Here is a 20,579-nt window from a genome sequence, read left to right as displayed (position 1 = left end):
GATGCAACGCCGTTCTTTCCTGCGCTGGACCGCCGCTCTCGGAGCCGGTGGCGCCGCCGCCGCCGCCGGCATTGCCGCTTACGGGCGCTGGCGGGAAATCAAACCCGACGTGCACCATCCCGGCCGCGCCGAAGGCCATTATTTGCGCGACCGCCAGGCATTGCCCCCGCCTTCCAGCGTGATCGACGCCGATGTCGCGGTCCTCGGTTCCGGCATCGCCGGCCTCACGGCGGCGTGGAAGCTGCACCGCGAAGGCGTCGGGGACGTGCTGATGGTCGACGGCCCGGAGCCGTTCGGCAACGCGGCCGGCGGCGCCCACGGGGCACTGGCCTATCCGACCGGCGCCCACTACCTGCCGATTCCGCCGCAGGAGTGCCTGCACGTGCGGCACCTGCTGTACGACCTGGGCATCATCACGCGCGATCCATACGGCCCCAGGCCGCAATACGACGAGAAGCTGATCCTGCACGCGCCGCACGAACGGCTGCTGTACGGGGGCAAGTGGCAGGAGGGCATCGCGCCGCGTGACGGCGTGCCCGCGGCCGAGCTGGCCGAACATGCCCGCTTCAACGCCGAGATGGAAAAGCTGCATGCCATGCGCGGCGCCGACCGCCTCAAGGTCTTCACGCTGCCGGCCGCGCACGCATCGAACGACCCGGCCTGGCGCCGGCTCGACAGCATCACGTTCAAGGCCTGGCTGGAACAGAACAGCTACCGGGCACCCACCCTGCTGTGGTACCTCGATTACTGCTGCCGCGACGATTACGGCATCGGCATCGACCGCGTATCCGCCTGGGCCGGGCTGCATTATTTCTGCGCACGCGGCGGCGAGGCGTCGAACGCCGAGGGCGGCGCATGGCTCACGTGGCCGGGCGGCCTGCAGCCCCTGGCGGAACAGCTGGCGAAACGCACCGGTGCGCGGCGCATGGCCGGCACCGTCGCCAGCGTCAAGGAGGTGAACGGACGCGTCGAGGCATTGTGCTTCACCCTCGAAGCCGGCAAGCCGCGCACGTACCTGGTTCGCGCCCGCAAGGCGATCTGCGCGATGCCGCTGTTCGTGGCCAGCCGCGTGGTCGACAATATCGCGCAGTATGGTTTCGATCCTGCCAGGCACATGCCCGCCTATGCGCCATGGCTGGTGACGAATTTTCTGCTGGACCGCTTTCCCGAAGAGTTGCCGGAGGCGCCGCTGTCATGGGACAACGTGGTGCACGGCACGAAGGGCCTCGGCTATGTGGTGTCCACGCACCAGGATATCCGCCGGCAGCCGCCGGCGCAGACCGTGTTCACCAGCTATGTCGCGCTGTCGGATCGCGATCCGGTCGAGGCGCGCAAGTGGCTGCAGACCGCGAGCGCCGAGGAACTGCTGGCGCTGGCCGCCACCGACCTGCGCGCCGCGTATGGCAGCGCGTTCGATGGCTGCGTGCAGCGCGCCGACATCACCTTGCGGGCCCACGCGATGGCGGCGCCGCTGCCGGGGTTCCTGTCGAACGCCGGTATTCAGGCCTTGCGCGATGCGCATGGGCCGATCCTGTTCGCCCACTCGGACCTGTCGGGGTTTTCCGTGTTCGAGGAAGCGTCGTGGTGGGGGTGGCAGGCGGCGCGCAACGCGCTGGCCTAGCGAATCGGGATACCAGCCACGCTGCCGGTCAGTCGGCGTTTAGCTTCATCGCCGCGTCCAGATCGAGCATCGCCTGCACGGCGGCATCGATTTCCGGCGACGACACACCCGTCACGCCCACGCTTTCGAAGATCGTATCGACCGGCACGAAGCCGCGCCGCTTGCGGTCGTACAGCCCGGCCAGCACCAGCGCCCGCGTCGCCACCACGTCGCCCTCGGCCAGGATGCGCTGTTCGAACACCACCCGGTTGTCGGTCCACGCCACGATCCGGGTCTCGAGCACGAACGACTGGAACAGCCGCAGTTCGCGCCGGAAGCGGATCGCGCCGCCGCCCACGATCGGCATCCATTTGTTCTTCATCACGGCGCCCAGCAAACCCATGCGCAGCATGATGTCGGTGCGGCCCAGGTCGAACAGGGTCCAGTAGCGGCCGTTGTTCACGTGGCCGTTCGTGTCGAGGTCGTTGAACCACACGCGGAAATGCAGGCGCGAGACACCGTGCGGCGCGGCCAGCTTCGGTCGGAACGGGGTGCTGATCAGCAGGTACAGCAGGCGGAACCACAGGTTCATCGGAATCCCATAAAAGGCGCGATCCTGAAGTACGACGGTCATTTTGGCAAGGAAGGTTCCCTCTAGCTGGACTGAAGCGCATTTCATGGATTGGGGTCATAGATTACTTCTTATAAGCCATAAAAGTCTATCTATGAGGGGGGTGGTGGTATCATCAGCGAATGCCGAAAAAGCTCTCCAGTTCAGATGTCACGCCAACCCTGGTACAGGAACGCCTGGTCGCCTGGGGGCGTTCGATTCGGGCCGCGCGCTTGAAACAACGCATCACCGTTGCAGACTTGTGCGAAAGGATAGGCATATCGGAAGCCACATTGCGTCGCCTGGAACGCGGCGACCCGGGCGCTGCAGCCGGCACGTATCTGACAGCGCTCCTCATGCTCGGCTTGTTCGACGAGGCTGTGCCAGCATTGCACGTTTCTCTCGGCACTGTAACGGGTCATCGAGTCAGGCGCGGCAAGCTAGAGCGGGGAGAGGACGATGGTGACTACTTCTAAGCCGGTCTTCGTCTACCTCCAGCGTCCTGACACCGGCGAGTGGGTAACGGCGGGCCGTTATCTGAAGCCGGCAGAGACGATGAATGGCACGTTCAGATACGCGCCTAGCTATGTGGACGCCGGCCTGGCGTGGCCGATCGATCCGGTAAACCTGCCGTTCAGCAGCGATACCGAATGGACGGCGGAACGCTACCAGGGTTTGCACGACGTGCTGAGGGATGCATGCCCGGACGCCTGGGGCCAGGCGCTGTTGCGGCGAGAGCATGACCTTCCGGAGGGAACACCCCTGCTGCGCTACCTCGTACTCGCAAATAATGCTGACCGGTGGGGGGCGCTTGCCTTTGGTACGGGCAAAAAACCTTCGGTTGCCGCATTGTCGAGCCCGAGGCTGCCGCAACTGGCGCTTGTGGTCGAGGAGCTCAATGCCATGAGCGAGCACAGGCCGGCCATCGACGCGAGATTGAGAAAGCGTCTCGTGCAGACCGCCAGTGTCGGTGGCGCCCGTCCAAAGGCGACGGTGCAGGACGAGGCCGGCAGGTATTGGCTTGTCAAACCACAGATTGCAACCGACGTGGCGGATATCCCCCGTCTCGAACACATGGCACAGCAGTGGGGCGCAGCAAGCGGGCTGGATTTTGTGCAGACAGTCTTTCATGGCGCAACGGCTGCCCGCAGTGCCGTGCGCGTACTTCGGTTCGACCGCGAACATCACCAGCGTCGCATGTGCGTGAGCGCGGCGTCGCTGTTGCAGGCCGAGTATCCGGGCGGCGCGGCGCATGCGGATCGTTGGAGCTATCCCCGCCTGGCGGAGGAATTGCGGAGAATTGGCGCACCCGCCGAAGACCGCACCGAGCTGTTCGGCCGCATGGTCTTCAACGCACTATGCGGCAATGACGACGACCATGTGCGTAACCACGCCGTTTTCTATCGCCATGAACAGAAGCGCTGGCGGCTTGCACCGGCGTTCGACGTGGTACCGAATCCCGTCGAAACACCCGGCGTGTTGATGTTGCAGATGTCGATGGGGCGATTCGATATTTGCCGCACTTCAGCGCTGGCAGATGCACGGCGGTTCGGATTTGCCAATGGAGAAGAAGCGGAACGGTATCTGGACTCACTACTTGTCCGGATACGCAAAGGATTCGATGATACCGCCCATTTGCTGGAGCCTCACTGGCAGCAACTGCTGCTTGAGCGGCTGCGGGAAAATATGAAAGCCCTTGGCCGTTGAAAACAGAGTGGGCGTTCACAGCGTGCCTTATCTCTGCAAGGGATCACGATGCTCCAACTTCTATGACTCGAAAATCGAAGGCTTCTGCATGGTTCTCCTTGGCGTCAGGAATTCATTTTATGTTCGGCGCGGTTGCCGTGATAGGCTGCTTTCGGGCAAGAGCGGACCTTTTCGACCACAAAAGGATGATTATGATTCCACCATCTGAACTGCCTCAATCGCAGCGCACGGCATTGCTGGCATCGGCCGGACCCGCGAGATTTAAGCACTTCATCGGCCGCGCTGCAGACTGCGAACGTCCATGGGGCCTTCGTGATGCAACCGGGTGGGTAGCATTGGCAGACGACACGGGCGCACCAGGATTTCCTGTGTGGCCACATCCCGACTACGCGCAAGCCTGCGCAACGGAGACTTGGGCCGGAAGCTTCCCTGCCGAGATTGACATTCACAAGTTCACTGACGAGTGGCTGCCCAACATGGCCGAACGAGGGGTTTCAGTGGCGGTATTTCCGACACCTTCGATGACGTGCCCTGCACCGATGAGGAAGGTAACGAAGTACTTGAGAAAATTCCTACCTTTTTCTCATCCCTTGAGAAGGCGCGCGCTACCTATGCCTCTTGTCGAACTGGCTTAGAGGCCGCGCTTGGAGCGGCGAACGCTAACGTGCTACGCGAGTGGGAGGAGTTTCTTTCATCGGCTGTCCTGGAATCAAGGCTTCAGATCGATCTCATCGAATTGTTGATGATGTATGACGATCCAGCAGATTTTCTTCTTGATGTCCATGACTGGTTCAACGGGGTGGCATGTCAGTCAGGTCACGGCTGGCAAAGCTTATGTAGCCAAGCTCATCTGGATGATCCTGAAGTTAGCCGATACGGTCTACGCGGCTTCCCATGGAATGCAAACATCACGTGGTCCTAGTGTGCCGAATCACAAATTCGTTGAATAAATCCGACGAGAATCGCCCCAATACTGCGTTGAAAATGCACGGAAAGGCCCCGGCCTTACCATACATTTCCGCCTTGTCTTGAGACGATTTCGTCAAATTTATTAATCAACGAATTTATGATTCACCACACTAGCGTCGCCTCGTTTATCTTTTTGCGCGAATGTCCGCAATGGGGCGGAATCGGAAATTCGCGTTCGAACAACGGTGGCATGCAGCTATTCCTGAGCGCGTCTTTCCGCCTCCGAAAGCGCCGTGTCAAACAAACCCGATTCCGACGCATCTGATGACGACAATGTCGAATCATTTGCGTCAAATTTTTCGTTTCCGACAGCAGCCACCGGGACAGGACAAAATTACTGTTCTGTCCCGCCCTCGACGCTCTTACTTCAGACGCACTTTCAACTCGTTCGCCGCCTGGCTTATCGCACCGCGCACCGCCGGCACGTCGGAGAGCGCGTTGAGCAGCCCGAAGTCGTGGATCATGCCGTTGTAGCGCACCGATTTCACCTCCACGCCGGCGGCATCGAGCTTGCGGCCATAGGCTTCGCCTTCGTCGCGCAGCACGTCGAATTCGGCGGTCTGGATCAGCGTGGGCGGCAAGCCTTTCAGCTGTTCGATGCCGGCCTGCAGCGGCGACGCGGTGATCTCCCTGCGGGCCGCCGCGTCGCGGGTGTAGTTGTCCCAGAACCAGGTCATCATGTTCTTCGTCAGGAAGTGGCCGTCCGCATACTGCCGGTACGACGGCGTGTCGAAGTTCGCATCCGTCACGGGCCACAGCAGCACCTGGGCGCGCAGGGCCGGACCGCCCCGGTCCTTGGCCATCAGGCTGACCACCGCCGCCATGTTGCCGCCCACGCTGTTGCCGGCCACCGCCAGGCGCTTGCCGTCCACGCCGATCTCGCCGCCGTGCGCGGCGACCCAGCGGGTCGCGCCATAGGCCTGGTTGATCGCCACCCCGTATCCCGCTTCGGGGGAAGGCGTGTAGTTGACGAACACCGCCGCCGCGCCGGAACCGGCCACCAGGTCGCGCACCAGGCGTTCATGGGTCGGATAGTCGCCCAGTACCCAGCCGCCGCCGTGGAAGAACATGAACGCCGGCACCTGCCCCTTCGCGCCAGCCGGGCGCACGATCGTCAGCTTGACCGGCTTGCCGTCCAGCGTGACGGTCTTCTCGCTCACGTCGGCCGCGGGCAGTTTGACGTTTGCCCCGGCCTGGGCGCCCGCCAGCACGGCGCGCGCTTCCTGCGGTGTCATCTGCTCGATCGGCTTGCCGCCTTCGATCGCCTGGAGAAAGGCGGCGGTCTGGCGCTCGACGCCGGGGAGGGCGGCGGCAGCTGCCTGCGTTGCGGTGGCGGCCAGCAGGGCGGCGGCGAGGATGGTTTTGGTGGTGTTCATGGCGGGCTCTCTTTTTATGCTATTAGATAGTGTGCTATATATCGGTTGGATTTATTGGGCGCTGGCGGCGGTTTCGATCAACTTTGCCACCTCGGCCGGGTGCGATGTCATCACCACATGCGAGGCGCCAGGGATGGCCAGCGTTTTGCGTGACTGCGCCCGGTCTGCCATGAAGCGCAGTGCCGCTGCCGGGATGTTCTTGTCCGCGGTGCCATACACGAAGTAGGAAGGCACGTTCTTCCATGCCGGGGCGCCGGCCGCTTCCGTCAACGCCGCTTCGGCAATCGGCCGCTGGCCCACCGCCATCAGCTCGGCCTGCACTTTCGGCACGTCGGCCGCGAACTGCTGGTGGAACTTGTCTTGCCGGATGTAGAAATCCTTGCCGCCATCGGGCAGCGCCACCGGCTCTGCCAGTGCCGCACCCAGCGTGCCGCCCGGGTAGCGTCCCGACAGTTCGAGCGCCGTTTCACCCTGCTCCGGGGCGAAGGCGGCCACGTACACCAGGCTCTTCACGTTGGCATGACCGTTCGCCGCGGCCGAGATCACGGCACCGCCATACGAGTGACCTACCAGCACCACCGGCCCCTTCACGCTTTGCACGATGGTCGATACCGCGGCCGCGTCGCCTTTCACGCTGCGCAGCGGATTGGCCGCACCGATGACCGTGTAGCCATCGGCCCGCAGTTTCGCCGCCACGCCGTTCCAGCTGCCCGAGTCGGCGAACGCGCCGTGCACCAGGATGACGGTGGGTTTGGTTTGCGCGGCAGGTGCAGGTGCAGCGGCGGCGGCTGCGCTACCGATGAGCGACAGGGCGAGGGCGATGGTCTTGATGGCTTTCATGGTGTCCTCCTGGTTAGTTAACGTTCGATTTTATAGCGCACTACTTGATTGGCTGGATAAAGCCGGAATCGTTCCGGCTGCGGGGTCTTGCGCTTGCTGCGTTCACCCCATGGAATGAATTATAGATAGCGTGCGATTCAATTGCAAGCGATTTATTTAGATTTTTGCATGCCTGTCGAACAGGCCGAAGCAGGGCGCTCCCCAGCGTCAACCTTCAGATATGTAAATTTGATATACATCCTTATAAATAATCAATATTTCAACGCTACCTGATCGCGCTACACTGGCCTGACCACATTCCCCCTGGCCGCCATGAAGATCACGAAGCTGACGTTGTACCGTGTACCGCCCCGCTGGATGTTCCTGAAGATCGAAACCGATGAAGGCATCACCGGCTGGGGCGAGCCCGTGATCGAGGGCCGCGCGCGTACCGTCGAGGCGGCCGTCAACGAGCTGTCCGGCTACCTGGTGGGCCAGGACCCGACCCGCATCAACGACCTGTGGCAGGTGATGTACCGTGGCGGTTTTTATCGTGGCGGGGCGATCCTGATGAGCGCCATCGCCGGCATCGACCAGGCGTTGTGGGATATCAAGGGCAAGGCGCTCGGGGTGCCGGTCTATGAACTGCTGGGCGGCCGCGTGCGCGACAGGATGAAGATGTACAGCTGGGTCGGCGGCGACCGTCCGGCGGACGTGATCGAAGGCATCAACACGCTGCGCGAGATCGGCATCCAGACGTTCAAGCTGAACGGCACCGAGGAACTGGGGATCATCGACACGGCATCGGCCGTCGATGCCGCCGTCGACCGCATTGCCCGGATCCGCGAAGCGTTCGGCAACACGATCGAATTCGGCATCGACTTCCACGGCCGCGTGGCCGCGCCGATGGCCAAGGTGCTGCTGCGCGAGTTGGAGGCGCACCGCCCGCTGTTCGTCGAGGAGCCGGTGCTGGCCGAGCAGGCCGAATACTACCCGCGCCTGGCCGAGTACACGTCGATCCCGCTGGCCGCCGGCGAGCGGATGTATTCGCGCTTCGAGTTCAAGCACGTGTTCCAGCGCGGCGGCATCTCGATCGTGCAGCCCGACCTGTCGCATGCCGGCGGCATCACCGAGTGCGTGAAGATCGCCGCGATGGCCGAGGCGTATGACGTGGCGTTCGCGCCGCATTGCCCGCTGGGTCCCGTGGCACTGGCGGCGTGCCTGCAGGTGGACTTCGTGTCGCACAATGCCGTGCTGCAGGAGCAGAGCATGGGCATCCATTACAACAAGGGTGCCGAGCTGCTGGACTATGTGATCAACCGCGAAGACTTCCAGATCACCGACGGCTACTTCCCGCCGCTGCCCAAGCCGGGCCTCGGCGTGATCGTCGACGAGGAACGGGTCATCGCCGCCAGCCAGAACCCGCCGGACTGGCGCAACCCGGTGTGGCGCCATCCGGACGGCAGCGTGGCCGAATGGTAAGCGCATCGGTCGTCGTGCCCGCCCTGATCGGCGTCGACTGGGGCAGCACCAGCCTGCGTGCCTGGCTGATCGCGCCCGACGGCACCGTGATCGAAGAGCGCAAGGCCGGCAAGGGCGCCTCCACGCTGTCCGGCCATGACGCGTTCGTGAAAGCGTTCGACGAGGTCTCCGGCACCTGGCGCGCGGCGCATGCCGGCTTGCCCGTGCTGGCCTGCGGCATGGTCGGCAGCGCGCACGGCTGGCTCGACGTGCCGTATGCGCGCTGCCCGGCCGGCACCGCCGCGCTGGCGGCCGGCCTGCGCCGCCCGGATGGCGCCGAGGCTGCACCCTGCATCGTGCCCGGCGTGCTGTTCGACGATACGGGCCTGCCGCCGGACGTGATGCGCGGCGAGGAAACGCAGGTCGTCGGCGCGCTGCACCTGCACGAGACGCTGCGTGCATCGAGCTGCGTGGTCATGCCCGGCACGCATTCGAAATGGGCGCAGATCCGCGGCGGGCAGATCGTGCGTTTCGCCACGCACATGACGGGCGAACTGTATGCCGTGCTGCGCCAGCATTCGGTGCTGGGCCGCCTGATGCCCGGCGATGCGCCGGCCGATCCCGATGCGTTCGTGCAGGGCGTCGACGCGGCGCGCGACCACGGCGAACTGGGGCTGCCGCACCAGATGTTCGCCGCCCGCAGCCTCGGCGTGGCCGGGCGCCTGCCGAACGCGATGCTGGCCGATTACCTGTCCGGCCTGCTGATCGGCCACGAACTGCGCGCCGGCCTGCAATGGCGCGCGGTGGCCGGCCTGGATTCGCAACCGCTGGCGCTGGTGGGCGCGCCGGACCTGTGCGCCCGCTACCAGGCGGCGCTGCATCGCTTCGCGCGACCCGCCGACCTGGTGCTGGACAACACGGCGCCCGAGGGCTTGCTCGCCCTTGCCCGCGAAGCCGGCTTGACTGCCTGAAGACATGATGAATCGCTGGAGAACCGATGACCGTTTTTAACGAAGCCTTCGACAGGCTGCCGCTGGTCGCGATCCTGCGCGGCCTGCGTCCCGACGAGGCGGAAGGGATCGGCGCCGCGCTGTACGACGCCGGCTTCCGCCTGATCGAAGTGCCGCTCAATTCGCCCGACCCGTTCGATTCGATCGCGCGCCTGGCGCGCAGCCTGCCCGCCGATGCCGTGCTGGGCGCCGGCACCGTGCTGGAGAGCGATGCGGTGGCGCGCGTGCGGGATGCCGGCGGCAAACTGATCGTGATGCCGCATGCGGATACGGAAGTCATTCGCGCCGCGAAAGCGGCCGGCATGTTCTGCGTGCCCGGCGTGGCCACCCCCACCGAGGCATTCGCCGCGATCAGGGCCGGGGCCGATGCATTGAAACTGTTTCCGGCCGAGCTGGTCACGCCGGCCATCGTGCGCGCGCTGGGCGCGGTGTTGCCAAAAAATATAAAATTGTTGCCTGTGGGTGGCATAAATCCCGGCAATATGGCAGACTTCCGCGCCGCCGGCGTGGCCGGCTTCGGCCTCGGGTCCGCCCTGTACAAGCCCGGCATGGATGCGGCAACGGTCGCCGCCAACGCAAAGGCCTTTGTCGACGCCTGGAAATAACGACGAAAGAACGCCGGTCCCAGCCGGCGACAACCACCGGCGGCAACAGCCGGCACTGAACTACCTGGAGATGGAATGAGCAAGCAATCGAAGCGGCCCGCACAGGCGCTGGCGGCAGCATTCGCTGCCGCTTTTGTCGTGACTGGCGTGCAGGCGCAGCAAGTCATCGGCGTGGACGCCGCGGCGCCCGCCGCGGACCCCGTGACCGGCCACCTGCAGCTGGGCGTCGCGAAAACGCCGAAGGGCAGCGTGCTCGGTGCGAACAACCGCTACCTCACGCTCGATGGCCAGCCGTGGATGCCGGTGATGGGCGAGTTCCATTACACGCGCAGCCCGGCTGCCACGTGGGCGGCGGAACTGGCGAAGATGAAGGCGGCCGGCGTCACCGTCGTGGCCACGTACGTGATCTGGAACCACCACGAGCCGAAGGATGGCGCATTCGACTGGCAGGGCAACCGCGACCTGCGCCGCTTCGTCCAGCTGTGCGGCACGCTGGGCCTGAAGGCCGTGGTGCGCGTGGGGCCCTGGGTGCATGCGGAAGTGCGCTACGGCGGCCTCCCCGACTGGGTGGTGGACGGCATGCGCACGCGCGGCGACGATCCGCAATACCTGCGCCACGTGGCGCGGCTGTATCGCGAGATCGGCGCGCAGCTGAAGGGCAGCCTGTGGAAGGATGGCGGCCCCGTCATCGGCCTGCAGCTGGAAAACGAATACAACCTGAGCGGGCCGGGCGAGGGCGCCGGCCATATTTCCACGCTGAAGAAGCTGGCGCTGCAGGCGGGCATGGATGTGCCGTACTACACGGTGACCGGGTGGGATGGCGCGCAATACCCGTCCGGCCAGGTCACGCCGGTGTTCGGCGGCTATGTCGACGAGCCGTGGGCCGTGTCCACCACCGAGCTGCCGCCGAAGGAAACGTATGCGTTCCGCTTCGGCAGCCGCGTATCCGGCGACCTGGGCGCGCAGACCAAATCGCACGGTCCCGGCACCGCCGAATCGGACATCGACAAGACCCCGTTCCTGGGCGCCGAATACGGCGCCGGCCTGCCGTTCATGTACCGCCGCCGCCCGGTGGTGTCGCCGGACGACATCGCCTCGATGCTGCCGGTGCAGCTGGGTTCCGGCGTCAACCTGATGGGCTACTACATGTTCCACGGCGGCCGCAATCCGGTCGGCGGCACCACGCTGGAAGAGAGCAGCATCAGCGGCGGCTACAACGATACGCCGGCCATCAACTACGATTTCCAGGCGCCGCTGGGTCCGGACGGCCAGCAGCGCCCCGTGCTGGAATACCTGCGCCCCTACCACTACTTCATCGCCGATTTCGGCAACCGCCTGGCGCCGATGACGGTGCGCAAGCCGGACGTGACGCCGTCCGGCCCCGCCGACCTGAAAACGCCCCGCATCGCCGTGCGCAGCGCGGGCGACAGCGCCTTCGTGTTCGTCAACAACCATGTGCGCCAGTACCCGATGCCGGCGCAATCGCTGCAGTTCAGCGTGAAGCTTGCCGGCGGCACGGTACAGTTCCCGCGCAACGCCGTCGAGGTGCCGGGCGGCGCCTACGCGATCTGGCCGGTGAACTTCGACCTCGACGGCACGCGCCTGCGCTACGCGACGGCGCAGCCGGTCGCCCGCCTGGATGGCGGCGCGGATGGCATCACCTACGTGTTCGCCGCCACCGCCAACGTGCCCGTCGAGCTGGCGCTGGAAGCGGATGGCGGCACGCAGATCGAGGCTTTCGGCGCCATGGCCGCCGGCGCCACCTTCACCGTCACGCCAGGCACCGGCCGCGCGTTGACGATCCGCCGTGCCGGCACCAGGCCGGTGCACCTGCTGGTGCTGTCCGCGGAACAGTCGCGCCAGCTGGTCATCGGCGACATCGCCGGCCAGCGCCGCCTCGTGCTGAGCGGCCAGCAGGCCTGGTTCGAAGGCGGCAAGCTGCACCTGCGCTCCATCGGCGATGCCGCGCTGCGCTTTGCCGTCTACCCGGCGCTGAAGCGCGTGCCGAAGGCGAACCACGCGCTGCGCGCGCAAGGCGCCGACGGCGTGTTCCAGGCCTTCGAAGCTGCACTGCCGGCAGTGCAGCTGACCGCCACCGCCACGCCGCTGCGCGAAGCGGGTGCCGCACCGGCCGTGATGAAGGGCGGCCTGGCCAAAGCGGCCATCCAGCCAATCCCGGAAGCATGGCGCAACGCGGCCACCTGGCGCATCGACTTGCCGCGCGATGCGTTGAAAAACGTCGACGATGCGCTGCTGCAGATCGACTTCACCGGCGACATCGGCCGGCTGTTCGACGGCACGCGCCTGGCGGACGACTGGTACTACAGCGGCTACGGCTGGCAGGCCGGCCTGAAGTCGCTCGCTATCAAGGGAAAGACACCGGGCGAACTGTCGCTGGCGGTACTGCCGCTGCGCGCCGACGCCCCGGTCTACATACCGAAAGAAGCACGACCCGATTTCGGCGCGCAATCGCAGATCGCGCGCGTCAACAAGGTGAGCTTGGTACCCGTGTACCAGCTCACCGTTACACCATAAAAATTCACACACCATCGGAGCAAGCATGAACTTCAACAACCAGCCGGGTCGCCGCCACGCGATCGCCATCGCCGCGGCCCTGTGCGCGATGCCGGCACTGGCCCAGACCACTGATGCCAGCCAGGCCACGCCGGCCGCCCCGGTCGCCGACACGCAGCAGGTCGTCGTGACCGGCATGCGCGCCAGCCTGCAAAAGGCGCAGGACCTGAAAAAGAACGCCGACCAGGTCGTCGACTCGATCGTGGCCGACGATATCGGCAAGCTGCCCGATTCCAACGTGGCCGAAGCGCTGCAGCGCATCACCGGCGTGCAGATCTCGCGCAGCCGCGGCGAAGGCGACCGCGTGCAGATCCGCGGCCTGTCGCAGACGCAAACCCTGGTCAACGGCCGTTCGATCTTCACGGCCGGCAAGGAACGCGGCCTGTCGTTCCAGGATGTGCCGTCCGAGCTGCTGGCCGGCGCGGATGTCTACAAGAGCCCGACCGCCGAACAGGTGGAAGGCGGCATCGGCGGCCTGATCGACCTGCGCATGCGCCGTCCGTTCGACTTCGCCGGCCTGAAAGTGGCCGGCACGCTGAAGGCGACCGATGCCGATTACGCGGACAAGCGCAACGGCGAAGGCTCGATCCTCGTGTCGAACCGCTGGAAGCTGAACGGCCAGGACTTCGGCGCACTGGTCAGCGTGGCGCACCAGAAACGCAACTACCGTTCGGACACGCAGGAACTGAGCGCACCGTCCCAGATCGCGGACGGCTCCGGCCTGTATGCGCCGATCGGCGCCTGGTATGCCTACGAGCTGGGCGAGCGCGAACGTACCGGCATCAACGCGTCGCTGCAATGGCGCCCGACGCGCGGCGTCGAGCTGTACCTGGACGCCAACTACACCAAGCTGGAAACGGCCACCGACACGTATGGTTTCTATGCGTCGCCGTACTGGCCGAACTGGTCGGCTGCAACCAATGCGGGCGCGATGTGGCCGAGCGGCAGCGTCGCCAGCGAGAAGGGCAACGTCACCAAGGGCACGTTCTATGGCTCGGAGATGAGCACGTCCGGCACCATCGGCGACAACGACACCAAGACGCGCCAGCTGGCGATCGGCGGTTCGTGGCGCGCCAACGGCTGGACCGTCAAGTCCGAGCTGGGCTACACGAAGAGCGATTTCGAACGCCTGTACCAGGAAGTGCGCCTGGGCGTATGGACCGCCAACCCGGCGTTCACGTATGACCTGACGACGGCACTGCCCTCCGCGTATCCGGAACTGGGCAATGCCGGCGACCTGACCAATCCGTCGCAGTACTGGGCCAGCAAGGCGCTGTACTTCCGCCAGAAGAACGATGGCCGCGAAACCGTATGGCGCGGCGACGTCGAGCGCAGCCTGGACAGCGAACTGATCCCGCGCATCAAGGCCGGCGTGCGTCTTACCGACCGCAAGGCGTCGAGCTCCGAAATCAACACGATCGACGACATCGGCTCCGCGATGCCGGCCCTGGCAGGCCAGATCGGCACGATCCCGTACAGCGACCTGCTGCACCGCGAAGGCTCCGGCACGATCCCGAAACAGTGGCTGTCGATCGCCAACCTGGACTGGCTGCGCGACCCGCAAACCGTGCGCGGTGCGGTGGGCCTGACGGTACCTGGCTTCGATGCGGCGCAAACCTTCGACTTCTCCGAGAAGACGCAGGCGCTGTACACCATGGCCGACTTTGAAACCGCGCTGGCGGGCAAGGCCGTGACCGGTAACTTCGGCGTGCGCTACGTGCGCACGAAAACCGGGCGTCAGTGGCAGGAATCGCAGAACGGTACCTACGTACCGCGCCAGAACAGCACGACCGACGACGACTTCCTGCCGAGCGTGAATGCGCGCATGGAACTGACGGACAAGCTGATCGCCCGCGTGGCCGCCTCGAAAGTGGTGACCCGCCCGAACTTCGACGAACTGACGCCGAGCCTGTCGCTGAACGCCAACAGCCGTACCGGCTACCTGGGCAACCCGGACCTGCAGCCGCTGTCGGCACGCCAGTTCGACACCACGCTCGAGTACTACATCAGCCCGAGCGACTACGTGTTCGGCGCCGCGTTCTACAAGAAAGTGGATGGCTTCATCCAGACCACGACGGGCGATGTGCAGTACGCCGGCACCACGTACAGCGTGCGCACGCCGACCAACGGCCAGGATGGCACGATCAAGGGCCTGGAAATCGGCTACCAGGGCTTCTTCACCAACCTGCCGGGCTACTGGAAGGGCCTCGGCCTGCAGGCGAACTTCACGTACGTGGACAGTAAGGCTCCGGGTCCGCTGGGCGGGCAGGAGACGGCGCTGGAAAACCTGTCGAAGCAGAGCTACAACATCGTCGGCATGTATGACTGGAACGACTTCGCGCTGCGCGTGGCCTACAACTACCGCGGCAAGTATCTGTCCGGTACGCAGAACTACTACGTGAACAACGGCGCCACGATGGCGCAGACGACGACGTACATGAACGGCTATGGCCTGGTGGATGCCTACGCAAGCTACCAGCTGACGAAGAACCTGAAACTGGCGTTCGAAGTCAGCAACCTGACCCGCAAGTCGCGCAGCAGCTACTACGGCGTGACCGGCACGCAGTTCGGCCGCTACGCGGACGACCGCCGCTTCGGCCTCAGCCTGCAAGCCAACCTGTAATGGGCGACGGCGTGCAGCGGGTGCTGGCACACCGCTCGCTGCCGGGCGATGGCCTGCTGTGGCAACACGGCGGCGATCGCTGGTGGTGGACGGACGTGCCAGCCGCCACGCTGCATGCCTGGCGGGAGACCGACCCGGCGCCGGTGGCTTACCGCCTGCCGGAGCGTGCCGGCAGTTTCGCGCTCTGCCGCTCCGGCCGGCTGCTGGTGGGGCTGGCCAAGTGGCTGTGCTTCGCCACGCCGCCCGGGCCTGCGAAGACGAACCGGCCGCTGGCATTGAAGCCGGTGGCCGCCGTCGATCCCGCCGAGCCGCGCACCCGCGTGGCCGATGGCCGCACCGACCGGCGCGGCCATTTCGTCTTCGGCACCCGGATCGAGGCGGATGAACCGCGTGCGATCGGCAGTTTTTATCAATATTCACAGGCCCACGGCCTGCGCCGGCTGGCATTGCCGGCGGCGACCGTCGCCGGCAGCATCTGCTTTTCGCCGGATGGCGCCACGATGTATTTCAGCACGGGCGAACAGCGCATCATGCGCTGCGACTACGACGCCGACAGTGCGCAGGTGGCCGGCGTGCGCCCGTTCGCGGCGCTGGCGGACGCCGTGCCCCACGGCGCCATCGTCGACAGCGAAGGCTGCGTGTGGAACGCCGAGCAGGGAAGCGGCCGGCTGACCCGGTATGCGCCCGACGGCGAGCGCATGGCCACATGGACCTTGCCCGCGCCGCATGTCACGCGGCCCGCGTTCGGCGGCACCAAGCTCGATTGCCTGCTGGTCGGCAGCGCAGACGGCACCCGCAACGGTGGCGGCGGCCTGTTCCGCCTGGCGGTACCCGGCGTGCGCGGCATCCCGGAGACGCCGTTCGACGACAGCGCCGGCAACCCATAACAACTTCCAATACCTTCCAAGGATGACGATGAACCATTCCATATTCCGCCCGTTCGCGCTGGCGGCGCTGCTGTGCGCCTCGCTGTGTGCGGTGTCCTTGCCGGCGGCGGCCAACGATCCGCTGCTGGCCGGCGGCGATTACTCGGTGCTGCCGCTGATGGAGCGGCATGGCGCCGTGTTCAGCGACCGCCAGGGCAAGCCCGGCGACGCGCTGAAGATCCTGCGCGAATCCGGCCACAACATCGCCCGCCTGCGCCTGTATGAAGGGCCGGGTCCGGGCACCGGCAACGAAGGCTGGCACTGGCCGGCCGGCTCGATGGACCTGCCGGATCTGCTGAAGATGGCGCGCCGCAGCGCCGATCTCGGCATGCAGATCGAGCTGACGTTCCACTACAGCGATTTCTGGACCAACAGCAAGACGCAGATCGTGCCCGCGCGATGGCGCGCGGAGCTGGACAAGCTGCCCGATGACAATGCCCGCTTCGAGCGCCTGCGCGGGCTCGTGTTCGAACGCACGCGCGAGGTGATGCAGGCATTGAAGGCGCAGGGCACCACGCCGCAATATGTCTCGGTCGGCAACGAAACCGAAGGGGGCATGCTGTACCCGTACGGGAAACTGGGTGGCAAGACGCTGGACGAAAACTGGCCGCGCCTCGGTGCGCTGTTCCAGGCAGGGTACGACGGCGTCAAGGCGGTGTCGCCTTCCAGCCAGGTGATCATCCACCTGGACGACGGCGGCAACGTGGCCAAGTACCGCCACTACTTCGACCACCTGCAGAAGCTGGGCGTGAAGTGGGACGTGATCGGCGCCTCGTACTACCCGTTCTGGACGAAGCGCAACGTGACGCAGCTCACCGCGTTTGCCAGGGAGATCACGCGGCATTACGACCGCGACCTGTTCGTGATGGAGGCCGGCTTCAACTGGTCGCCCACGCTGCCGAACGGCCACGCCGGCCAGCTGGCCGACAACGGCCCGTATCCGGCGGCGATGAGTTCTCCGGAAGGCCAGGCCGCGTTCATCGACGAGCTGCTCGGCGCGCTGCGCCGCACCGACCGCGTGCTGGGTGTGCTGTACTGGGATCCGGTGATGATCGCCACGCCGGGCACCGGCTGGGCGGTGCGCGACGCGGACGGCAAGCCGGGAGAGAACGTGGTGTCCAATACCACGCTGTTCGACTTCAAGGGCCGCGCGCTGCCGGTGCTCGATGCGTGGCGCAAGCACACGCCCGCGCCACGCAAGGATTGACGGCGGCGGATGCTTCGATTGACTGGGACAGGGTAGCGGCCTATCATGCTTGACGCACCGCGGATTTGTCCGCGGTTTTGCTGCTTTCCACCGCGTCATCCCGCATGCACGACATCCTTTCCGACCGTTTCGTCCGCTCTCACCTGAAGATGCGCCAGCTCGTGCTGCTGGTGGAACTCGGCCGCCACGGCTCGATCCTGCACGCGGCGCAGGCGGCCAACCTCACGCAGCCGGCGGCTTCGAAGCTGCTGGCCGAACTGGAACATGCGCTGAACGTGCAACTGTTCGAGCGCTTGCCTCGCGGCGTGCTGCCCACGTGGTATGGCGAAGTGCTGATCCGCCGCGCCGGCGCGGCGCTGGCCGAGATGGATGCCGCGCACCAGGAAGTGATGGAGCTGCTGGCCGGCCTGTCGGGCAAGGTCAGCGTGGGCGCCGTGCTGACGCCCTCCGCCGGCCTGCTGCCGGACGCGATCAAGCTGCTGAAGACGCGCCATACGCGGGTGCGGGTGTCCGTCACCGTCGATACCAGCAAGCTGCTGACGGACAAACTGCGGGCCGGCGAACTCGATATCGTGATCGGCCGCGTGCAGGACTCGCACGCCGCCGGCGAGCTGCATTTCGAACCGATCACCGACGAGCCGCACAGCCTGATCGCCGGCGCCGGCCATCCGCTGGCCGCGCGCACCGACCTCACATTGAACGACCTGGCCGGCGAGCCGTGGATCGTGCCGCCGGCCGGCTCCGTGCTGCGCGACCGGCTGACGGCGCTGTTCCTGTCGCATGGCCTGGAGCCGCCGTCCGATACGGTGGAAGCGATGGCGCTGCCCGTCATCGTCAACCTGCTGGCGGGCAGCCGCATGGTGTCTGCGCTGCCAGCCGAACTGGTGCGGCCTTACCTGGACATGGGGCTGATCACGGTTCTCCCGTACGACCTGGGGCTGACGATGGACCTGTATGGTATCGTCACCCGCAGGCAGCATCGCCTGTCGCCCGGCGCGGAGGCGATGCTGGCCACGCTGCGCGAAGTGGCCGCGCAGCGCTATCCCCGGGAGAACGCATGAAGGCTGGCAAACTGTTTCGCACGGCGGAGACGCCGGTGCTGGCGGACGCAGACGCGGCGCTCACGCCGCTGTGCAGCGGCGACGAGCGCGAGGACCGGCACCTCGGCAAATCGCTGCACAAGGAAATCGCGGTATTGCAGGAAAAGCTGTACGCCGAGCACGAGCGCAAGGTGCTGCTGGTGCTGCAGGGTGTCGACTGCGCCGGCAAGGACGGCACCGTGCACCGGCTGTTCCGGAAGATCAATCCGATGGGTCTGCGGCCGGTGCGTTTCGACGTGCCCACGTCGGCCGAAACGGCGCGCGATTTCCTGTGGCGCGTGCACCTGCAGGTGCCGCGCAAGGGCGAGATCGCCGTGTTCAACCGCAGCCACTACGAGGACGTGCTGCATCCGGTCGTCTATGAACGGATCGACGCGCTCGAGGCGGCCCGCCGCCATGCGCAGATCCGCGACTTCGAGCGCATGCTGGCCGAATCGGGCACCACGATCGTCAAGGTGTTCCTGCATATCTCGAAGGACGAGCAGCGGCGACGGCTGCAGGACCGCATCGACGATCCGGAAAAGCACTGGAAATTCGATCCGGAAGACCTGAAGCACCGGGAACAGTGGTCCGGGTATCACCGGGCTTACGAGAAGGCGATCGCCGAGACCGATGCGCCGCATGCGCCGTGGTACATCGTGCCGGCCGATTCGAAGCCGCACCGGGATATCGCCGTGGCGATGCTGCTCGCGGAAACGCTGCGGGGCATGAACCTGGCGTTTCCGGCGGGGGATGCGAAGCTGGCGAAGATCAGGGTGAAGTAGGAACGGCTCCGTTCGGCACGGCCACCGGGCGCCCTGCGGGCGCGCCGTTGCCCATCAGGCGCTCGGTCATTTTCTTCACCGCCCGCATCTGCCGCCCGGATTTCACGGCGAAATCCGGGTCGTCGTAGCTGAACCAGTCCCAGCACGAATTCGGGTTCCTGAACCGCAGCGCCGCGGCCTGCGGATACAGCACCACGATCCGGTTCGCATCGGCCCAGCCGTTGTAGCCGGCGTGGCGCACCCAGGCTTCCTTGACGAGCGCCGAGTTCTGCTTGCAGCCGTGGAAGGCCACGTGCAGCCTGCAGCCCTGGCCCGCGCCCTCGCAACCGGGCGGCACGTACAGCCAGCCGGTGGCCGCCATGCCGTGGTCGGCCGGGTGGGGCAGGAATTCGGCCTGGTCGAATTCCACGAAGCGGCCGGTGGCGCCGTTGCCCGTTTTCGGCGCCAGCGCACCGTAGATCCATTGCAGCAGCTCGCCGGCACCATCCACGTCGCAGTCGCTGATATAGGGCGAGCCGAGCTTGTCGCACTTGTTGCCGAAGCTGTCGGTGGGCATCGCATGCTCGGCCCGCACATCCTTGCGATAGCGGATGTTTCCGGGCCGGACATAGTGCTGGTAGTACGCCTGCAGGTCGTCCATCACGGCCATCGGCACCACGCTGTCGGCCAGGCCCGAGAACAGCCAGATCCGGTGGCCCGCCAGGTTCGCGGTCGCGTCGATGGCGCCGCGCTCGGCGTGGCGGCGGGTGATGTCCAGCAGTTCCGGCACGTTCGTGCCACCCGGCGATACGTTGCACCAGGGCGTTCCCGAGGTACAGCTGCATTTCATCGTTGCAATGCTCAGCCTGCCCCGCGAGCAGGAGTACGGCCCGGCGGCGATGATGCCCGCACCGGTCACGCTCGCCGAGTACGCCACGTCGAACTGCACCGCCATGTAGCCGCCCGAGGACAGGCCGGAGACCGACAGCCGGCTCGTCTTCATCGCGGGCAGGGCAGCGGCTTCCGCCCGCGCCGATGCCGCCAGCACGGACAACAGCATTGCCGCCAGCGCGGCGCAGGCAATGGGGTAACGGGCGAACGTCGAACGCATCATGACTCACTCCATGCAATGGACCGCTTCCTTGCGCATTCTCATTGAGCTGCCGGCACCGGCTTTAATCCTTCTCAATGGTCTATCGGAACGCTGCAAGTTACAAAGCCGCACGCAAAGCCGGCACAGGGCGGCCCG

At 65.8% G+C, this 20,579-nt stretch carries 18 protein-coding genes; 14 read left to right on the top strand and 4 right to left on the bottom strand.

All coding sequences use genetic code 11. The features are described from left to right. The first annotated feature begins 1 nt into the window (after window position 1). Window positions 2-1,621: an FAD-dependent oxidoreductase gene (locus GJV26_RS13235; protein ID WP_155709215.1), complete on the top strand. Its 1,620-nt coding sequence runs from the start codon at window positions 2-4 to the stop codon at window positions 1,619-1,621. Between the two features lie 28 nt (window positions 1,622-1,649). Here GJV26_RS13235 and GJV26_RS13230 read toward each other — a convergent pair whose 3' ends face one another. Beyond that, a complete protein-coding gene (locus GJV26_RS13230) occupies window positions 1,650-2,192 on the bottom strand; it encodes an acyl-CoA thioesterase (protein ID WP_155709214.1) in 543 nt (180 codons plus the stop codon). Between the two features lie 161 nt (window positions 2,193-2,353). Between GJV26_RS13230 and GJV26_RS13225 the strand changes: the two genes are divergently transcribed. The 4 genes from GJV26_RS13225 to GJV26_RS13210 all read left to right on the top strand — a co-directional run bounded on the left by GJV26_RS13225 (window position 2,354) and on the right by GJV26_RS13210 (window position 4,867). After that, the gene (locus tag GJV26_RS13225) at window positions 2,354-2,686 is read left to right on the top strand and encodes a helix-turn-helix domain-containing protein (RefSeq protein WP_155709213.1); all 333 of its coding nucleotides are present in this window, start codon (window positions 2,354-2,356) and stop codon (window positions 2,684-2,686) included. Continuing rightward, window positions 2,670-3,917 (top strand): type II toxin-antitoxin system HipA family toxin, encoded by a 1,248-nt coding sequence (locus GJV26_RS13220; RefSeq protein WP_155709212.1) that lies wholly within the window; start codon window positions 2,670-2,672, stop codon window positions 3,915-3,917. The genes GJV26_RS13225 and GJV26_RS13220 overlap by 17 nt, the downstream gene beginning before the upstream one ends. 62 nt (window positions 3,918-3,979) lie before the next feature. Then, window positions 3,980-4,552 (top strand): DUF2750 domain-containing protein, encoded by a 573-nt coding sequence (locus GJV26_RS13215; RefSeq protein ID WP_308807629.1) that lies wholly within the window; start codon window positions 3,980-3,982, stop codon window positions 4,550-4,552. A 114-nt stretch (window positions 4,553-4,666) separates the two neighbouring features. Further along, window positions 4,667-4,867: a hypothetical protein gene (locus tag GJV26_RS13210; protein WP_155709210.1), complete on the top strand. Its 201-nt coding sequence runs from the start codon at window positions 4,667-4,669 to the stop codon at window positions 4,865-4,867. 381 nt (window positions 4,868-5,248) lie between these two features. On the opposite strand, the gene GJV26_RS13205 is transcribed toward GJV26_RS13210, so the two are convergent. Together GJV26_RS13205 and GJV26_RS13200 are read right to left on the bottom strand one after the other, a co-directional pair. Further along, window positions 5,249-6,262 (bottom strand): alpha/beta hydrolase, encoded by a 1,014-nt coding sequence (locus GJV26_RS13205; protein ID WP_155709209.1) that lies wholly within the window; start codon window positions 6,260-6,262, stop codon window positions 5,249-5,251. 51 nt (window positions 6,263-6,313) lie between these two features. Continuing rightward, entirely contained in the window at window positions 6,314-7,102 is a 789-nt protein-coding gene (locus GJV26_RS13200; RefSeq protein ID WP_155709208.1) for an alpha/beta fold hydrolase, read from the bottom strand. Window positions 7,103-7,414: 312 nt separating this feature from the next. Here GJV26_RS13200 and dgoD point away from each other — a divergent pair, with 312 nt between their 5' ends. From dgoD to GJV26_RS13155, 9 genes are all read left to right on the top strand, one after another. Then, window positions 7,415-8,563: a galactonate dehydratase gene (gene dgoD, locus GJV26_RS13195; protein WP_155709207.1), complete on the top strand. Its 1,149-nt coding sequence runs from the start codon at window positions 7,415-7,417 to the stop codon at window positions 8,561-8,563. Next, window positions 8,557-9,513, top strand: a complete 957-nt coding sequence (locus GJV26_RS13190; protein ID WP_155709206.1) for a 2-dehydro-3-deoxygalactonokinase — start codon at window positions 8,557-8,559, stop codon at window positions 9,511-9,513. The genes dgoD and GJV26_RS13190 overlap by 7 nt, the downstream gene beginning before the upstream one ends. A 26-nt stretch (window positions 9,514-9,539) precedes the next feature. Beyond that, a complete protein-coding gene (locus tag GJV26_RS13185) occupies window positions 9,540-10,157 on the top strand; it encodes a 2-dehydro-3-deoxy-6-phosphogalactonate aldolase (protein WP_155709205.1) in 618 nt (205 codons plus the stop codon). Window positions 10,158-10,232: 75 nt separating this feature from the next. After that, window positions 10,233-12,692 (top strand): beta-galactosidase, encoded by a 2,460-nt coding sequence (locus GJV26_RS13180; protein WP_155709204.1) that lies wholly within the window; start codon window positions 10,233-10,235, stop codon window positions 12,690-12,692. Window positions 12,693-12,717: 25 nt separating this feature from the next. Beyond that, window positions 12,718-15,354: a TonB-dependent receptor gene (locus GJV26_RS13175; protein WP_155709203.1), complete on the top strand. Its 2,637-nt coding sequence runs from the start codon at window positions 12,718-12,720 to the stop codon at window positions 15,352-15,354. Next, window positions 15,354-16,241: an SMP-30/gluconolactonase/LRE family protein gene (locus tag GJV26_RS13170; RefSeq protein WP_155709202.1), complete on the top strand. Its 888-nt coding sequence runs from the start codon at window positions 15,354-15,356 to the stop codon at window positions 16,239-16,241. The genes GJV26_RS13175 and GJV26_RS13170 overlap by 1 nt, the downstream gene beginning before the upstream one ends. Window positions 16,242-16,269: 28 nt before the next feature. Continuing rightward, complete coding sequence (locus GJV26_RS13165) at window positions 16,270-17,487, top strand: glycoside hydrolase family 53 protein (protein WP_173346198.1); 1,218 nt, start codon at window positions 16,270-16,272, stop codon at window positions 17,485-17,487. 104 nt (window positions 17,488-17,591) lie between these two features. Then, on the top strand, window positions 17,592-18,548 hold the full coding sequence (locus GJV26_RS13160) for a LysR substrate-binding domain-containing protein (RefSeq protein ID WP_155709200.1): 957 nt from the start codon (window positions 17,592-17,594) through the stop codon (window positions 18,546-18,548). Continuing rightward, on the top strand, window positions 18,545-19,351 hold the full coding sequence (locus GJV26_RS13155; RefSeq protein WP_155709199.1) for a PPK2 family polyphosphate kinase: 807 nt from the start codon (window positions 18,545-18,547) through the stop codon (window positions 19,349-19,351). Before GJV26_RS13160 ends, GJV26_RS13155 begins: the two co-directional genes overlap by 4 nt. Here GJV26_RS13155 and GJV26_RS13150 read toward each other — a convergent pair. After that, the gene (locus GJV26_RS13150) at window positions 19,338-20,444 is read right to left on the bottom strand and encodes an extracellular catalytic domain type 2 short-chain-length polyhydroxyalkanoate depolymerase (RefSeq protein ID WP_229419284.1); all 1,107 of its coding nucleotides are present in this window, start codon (window positions 20,442-20,444) and stop codon (window positions 19,338-19,340) included. The two genes, GJV26_RS13155 and GJV26_RS13150, sit on opposite strands and share 14 nt — an antisense overlap. Between the last annotated feature and the right edge of the window lie 135 nt (window positions 20,445-20,579).

The organism is Pseudoduganella dura (assembly GCF_009727155.1).
Lineage (GTDB): Bacteria > Pseudomonadota > Gammaproteobacteria > Burkholderiales > Burkholderiaceae_D > Rugamonas > Rugamonas dura.
Note: the sequence above shows the minus strand (reverse complement) of the source record. Positions and strands in the feature narration are given on the sequence as shown.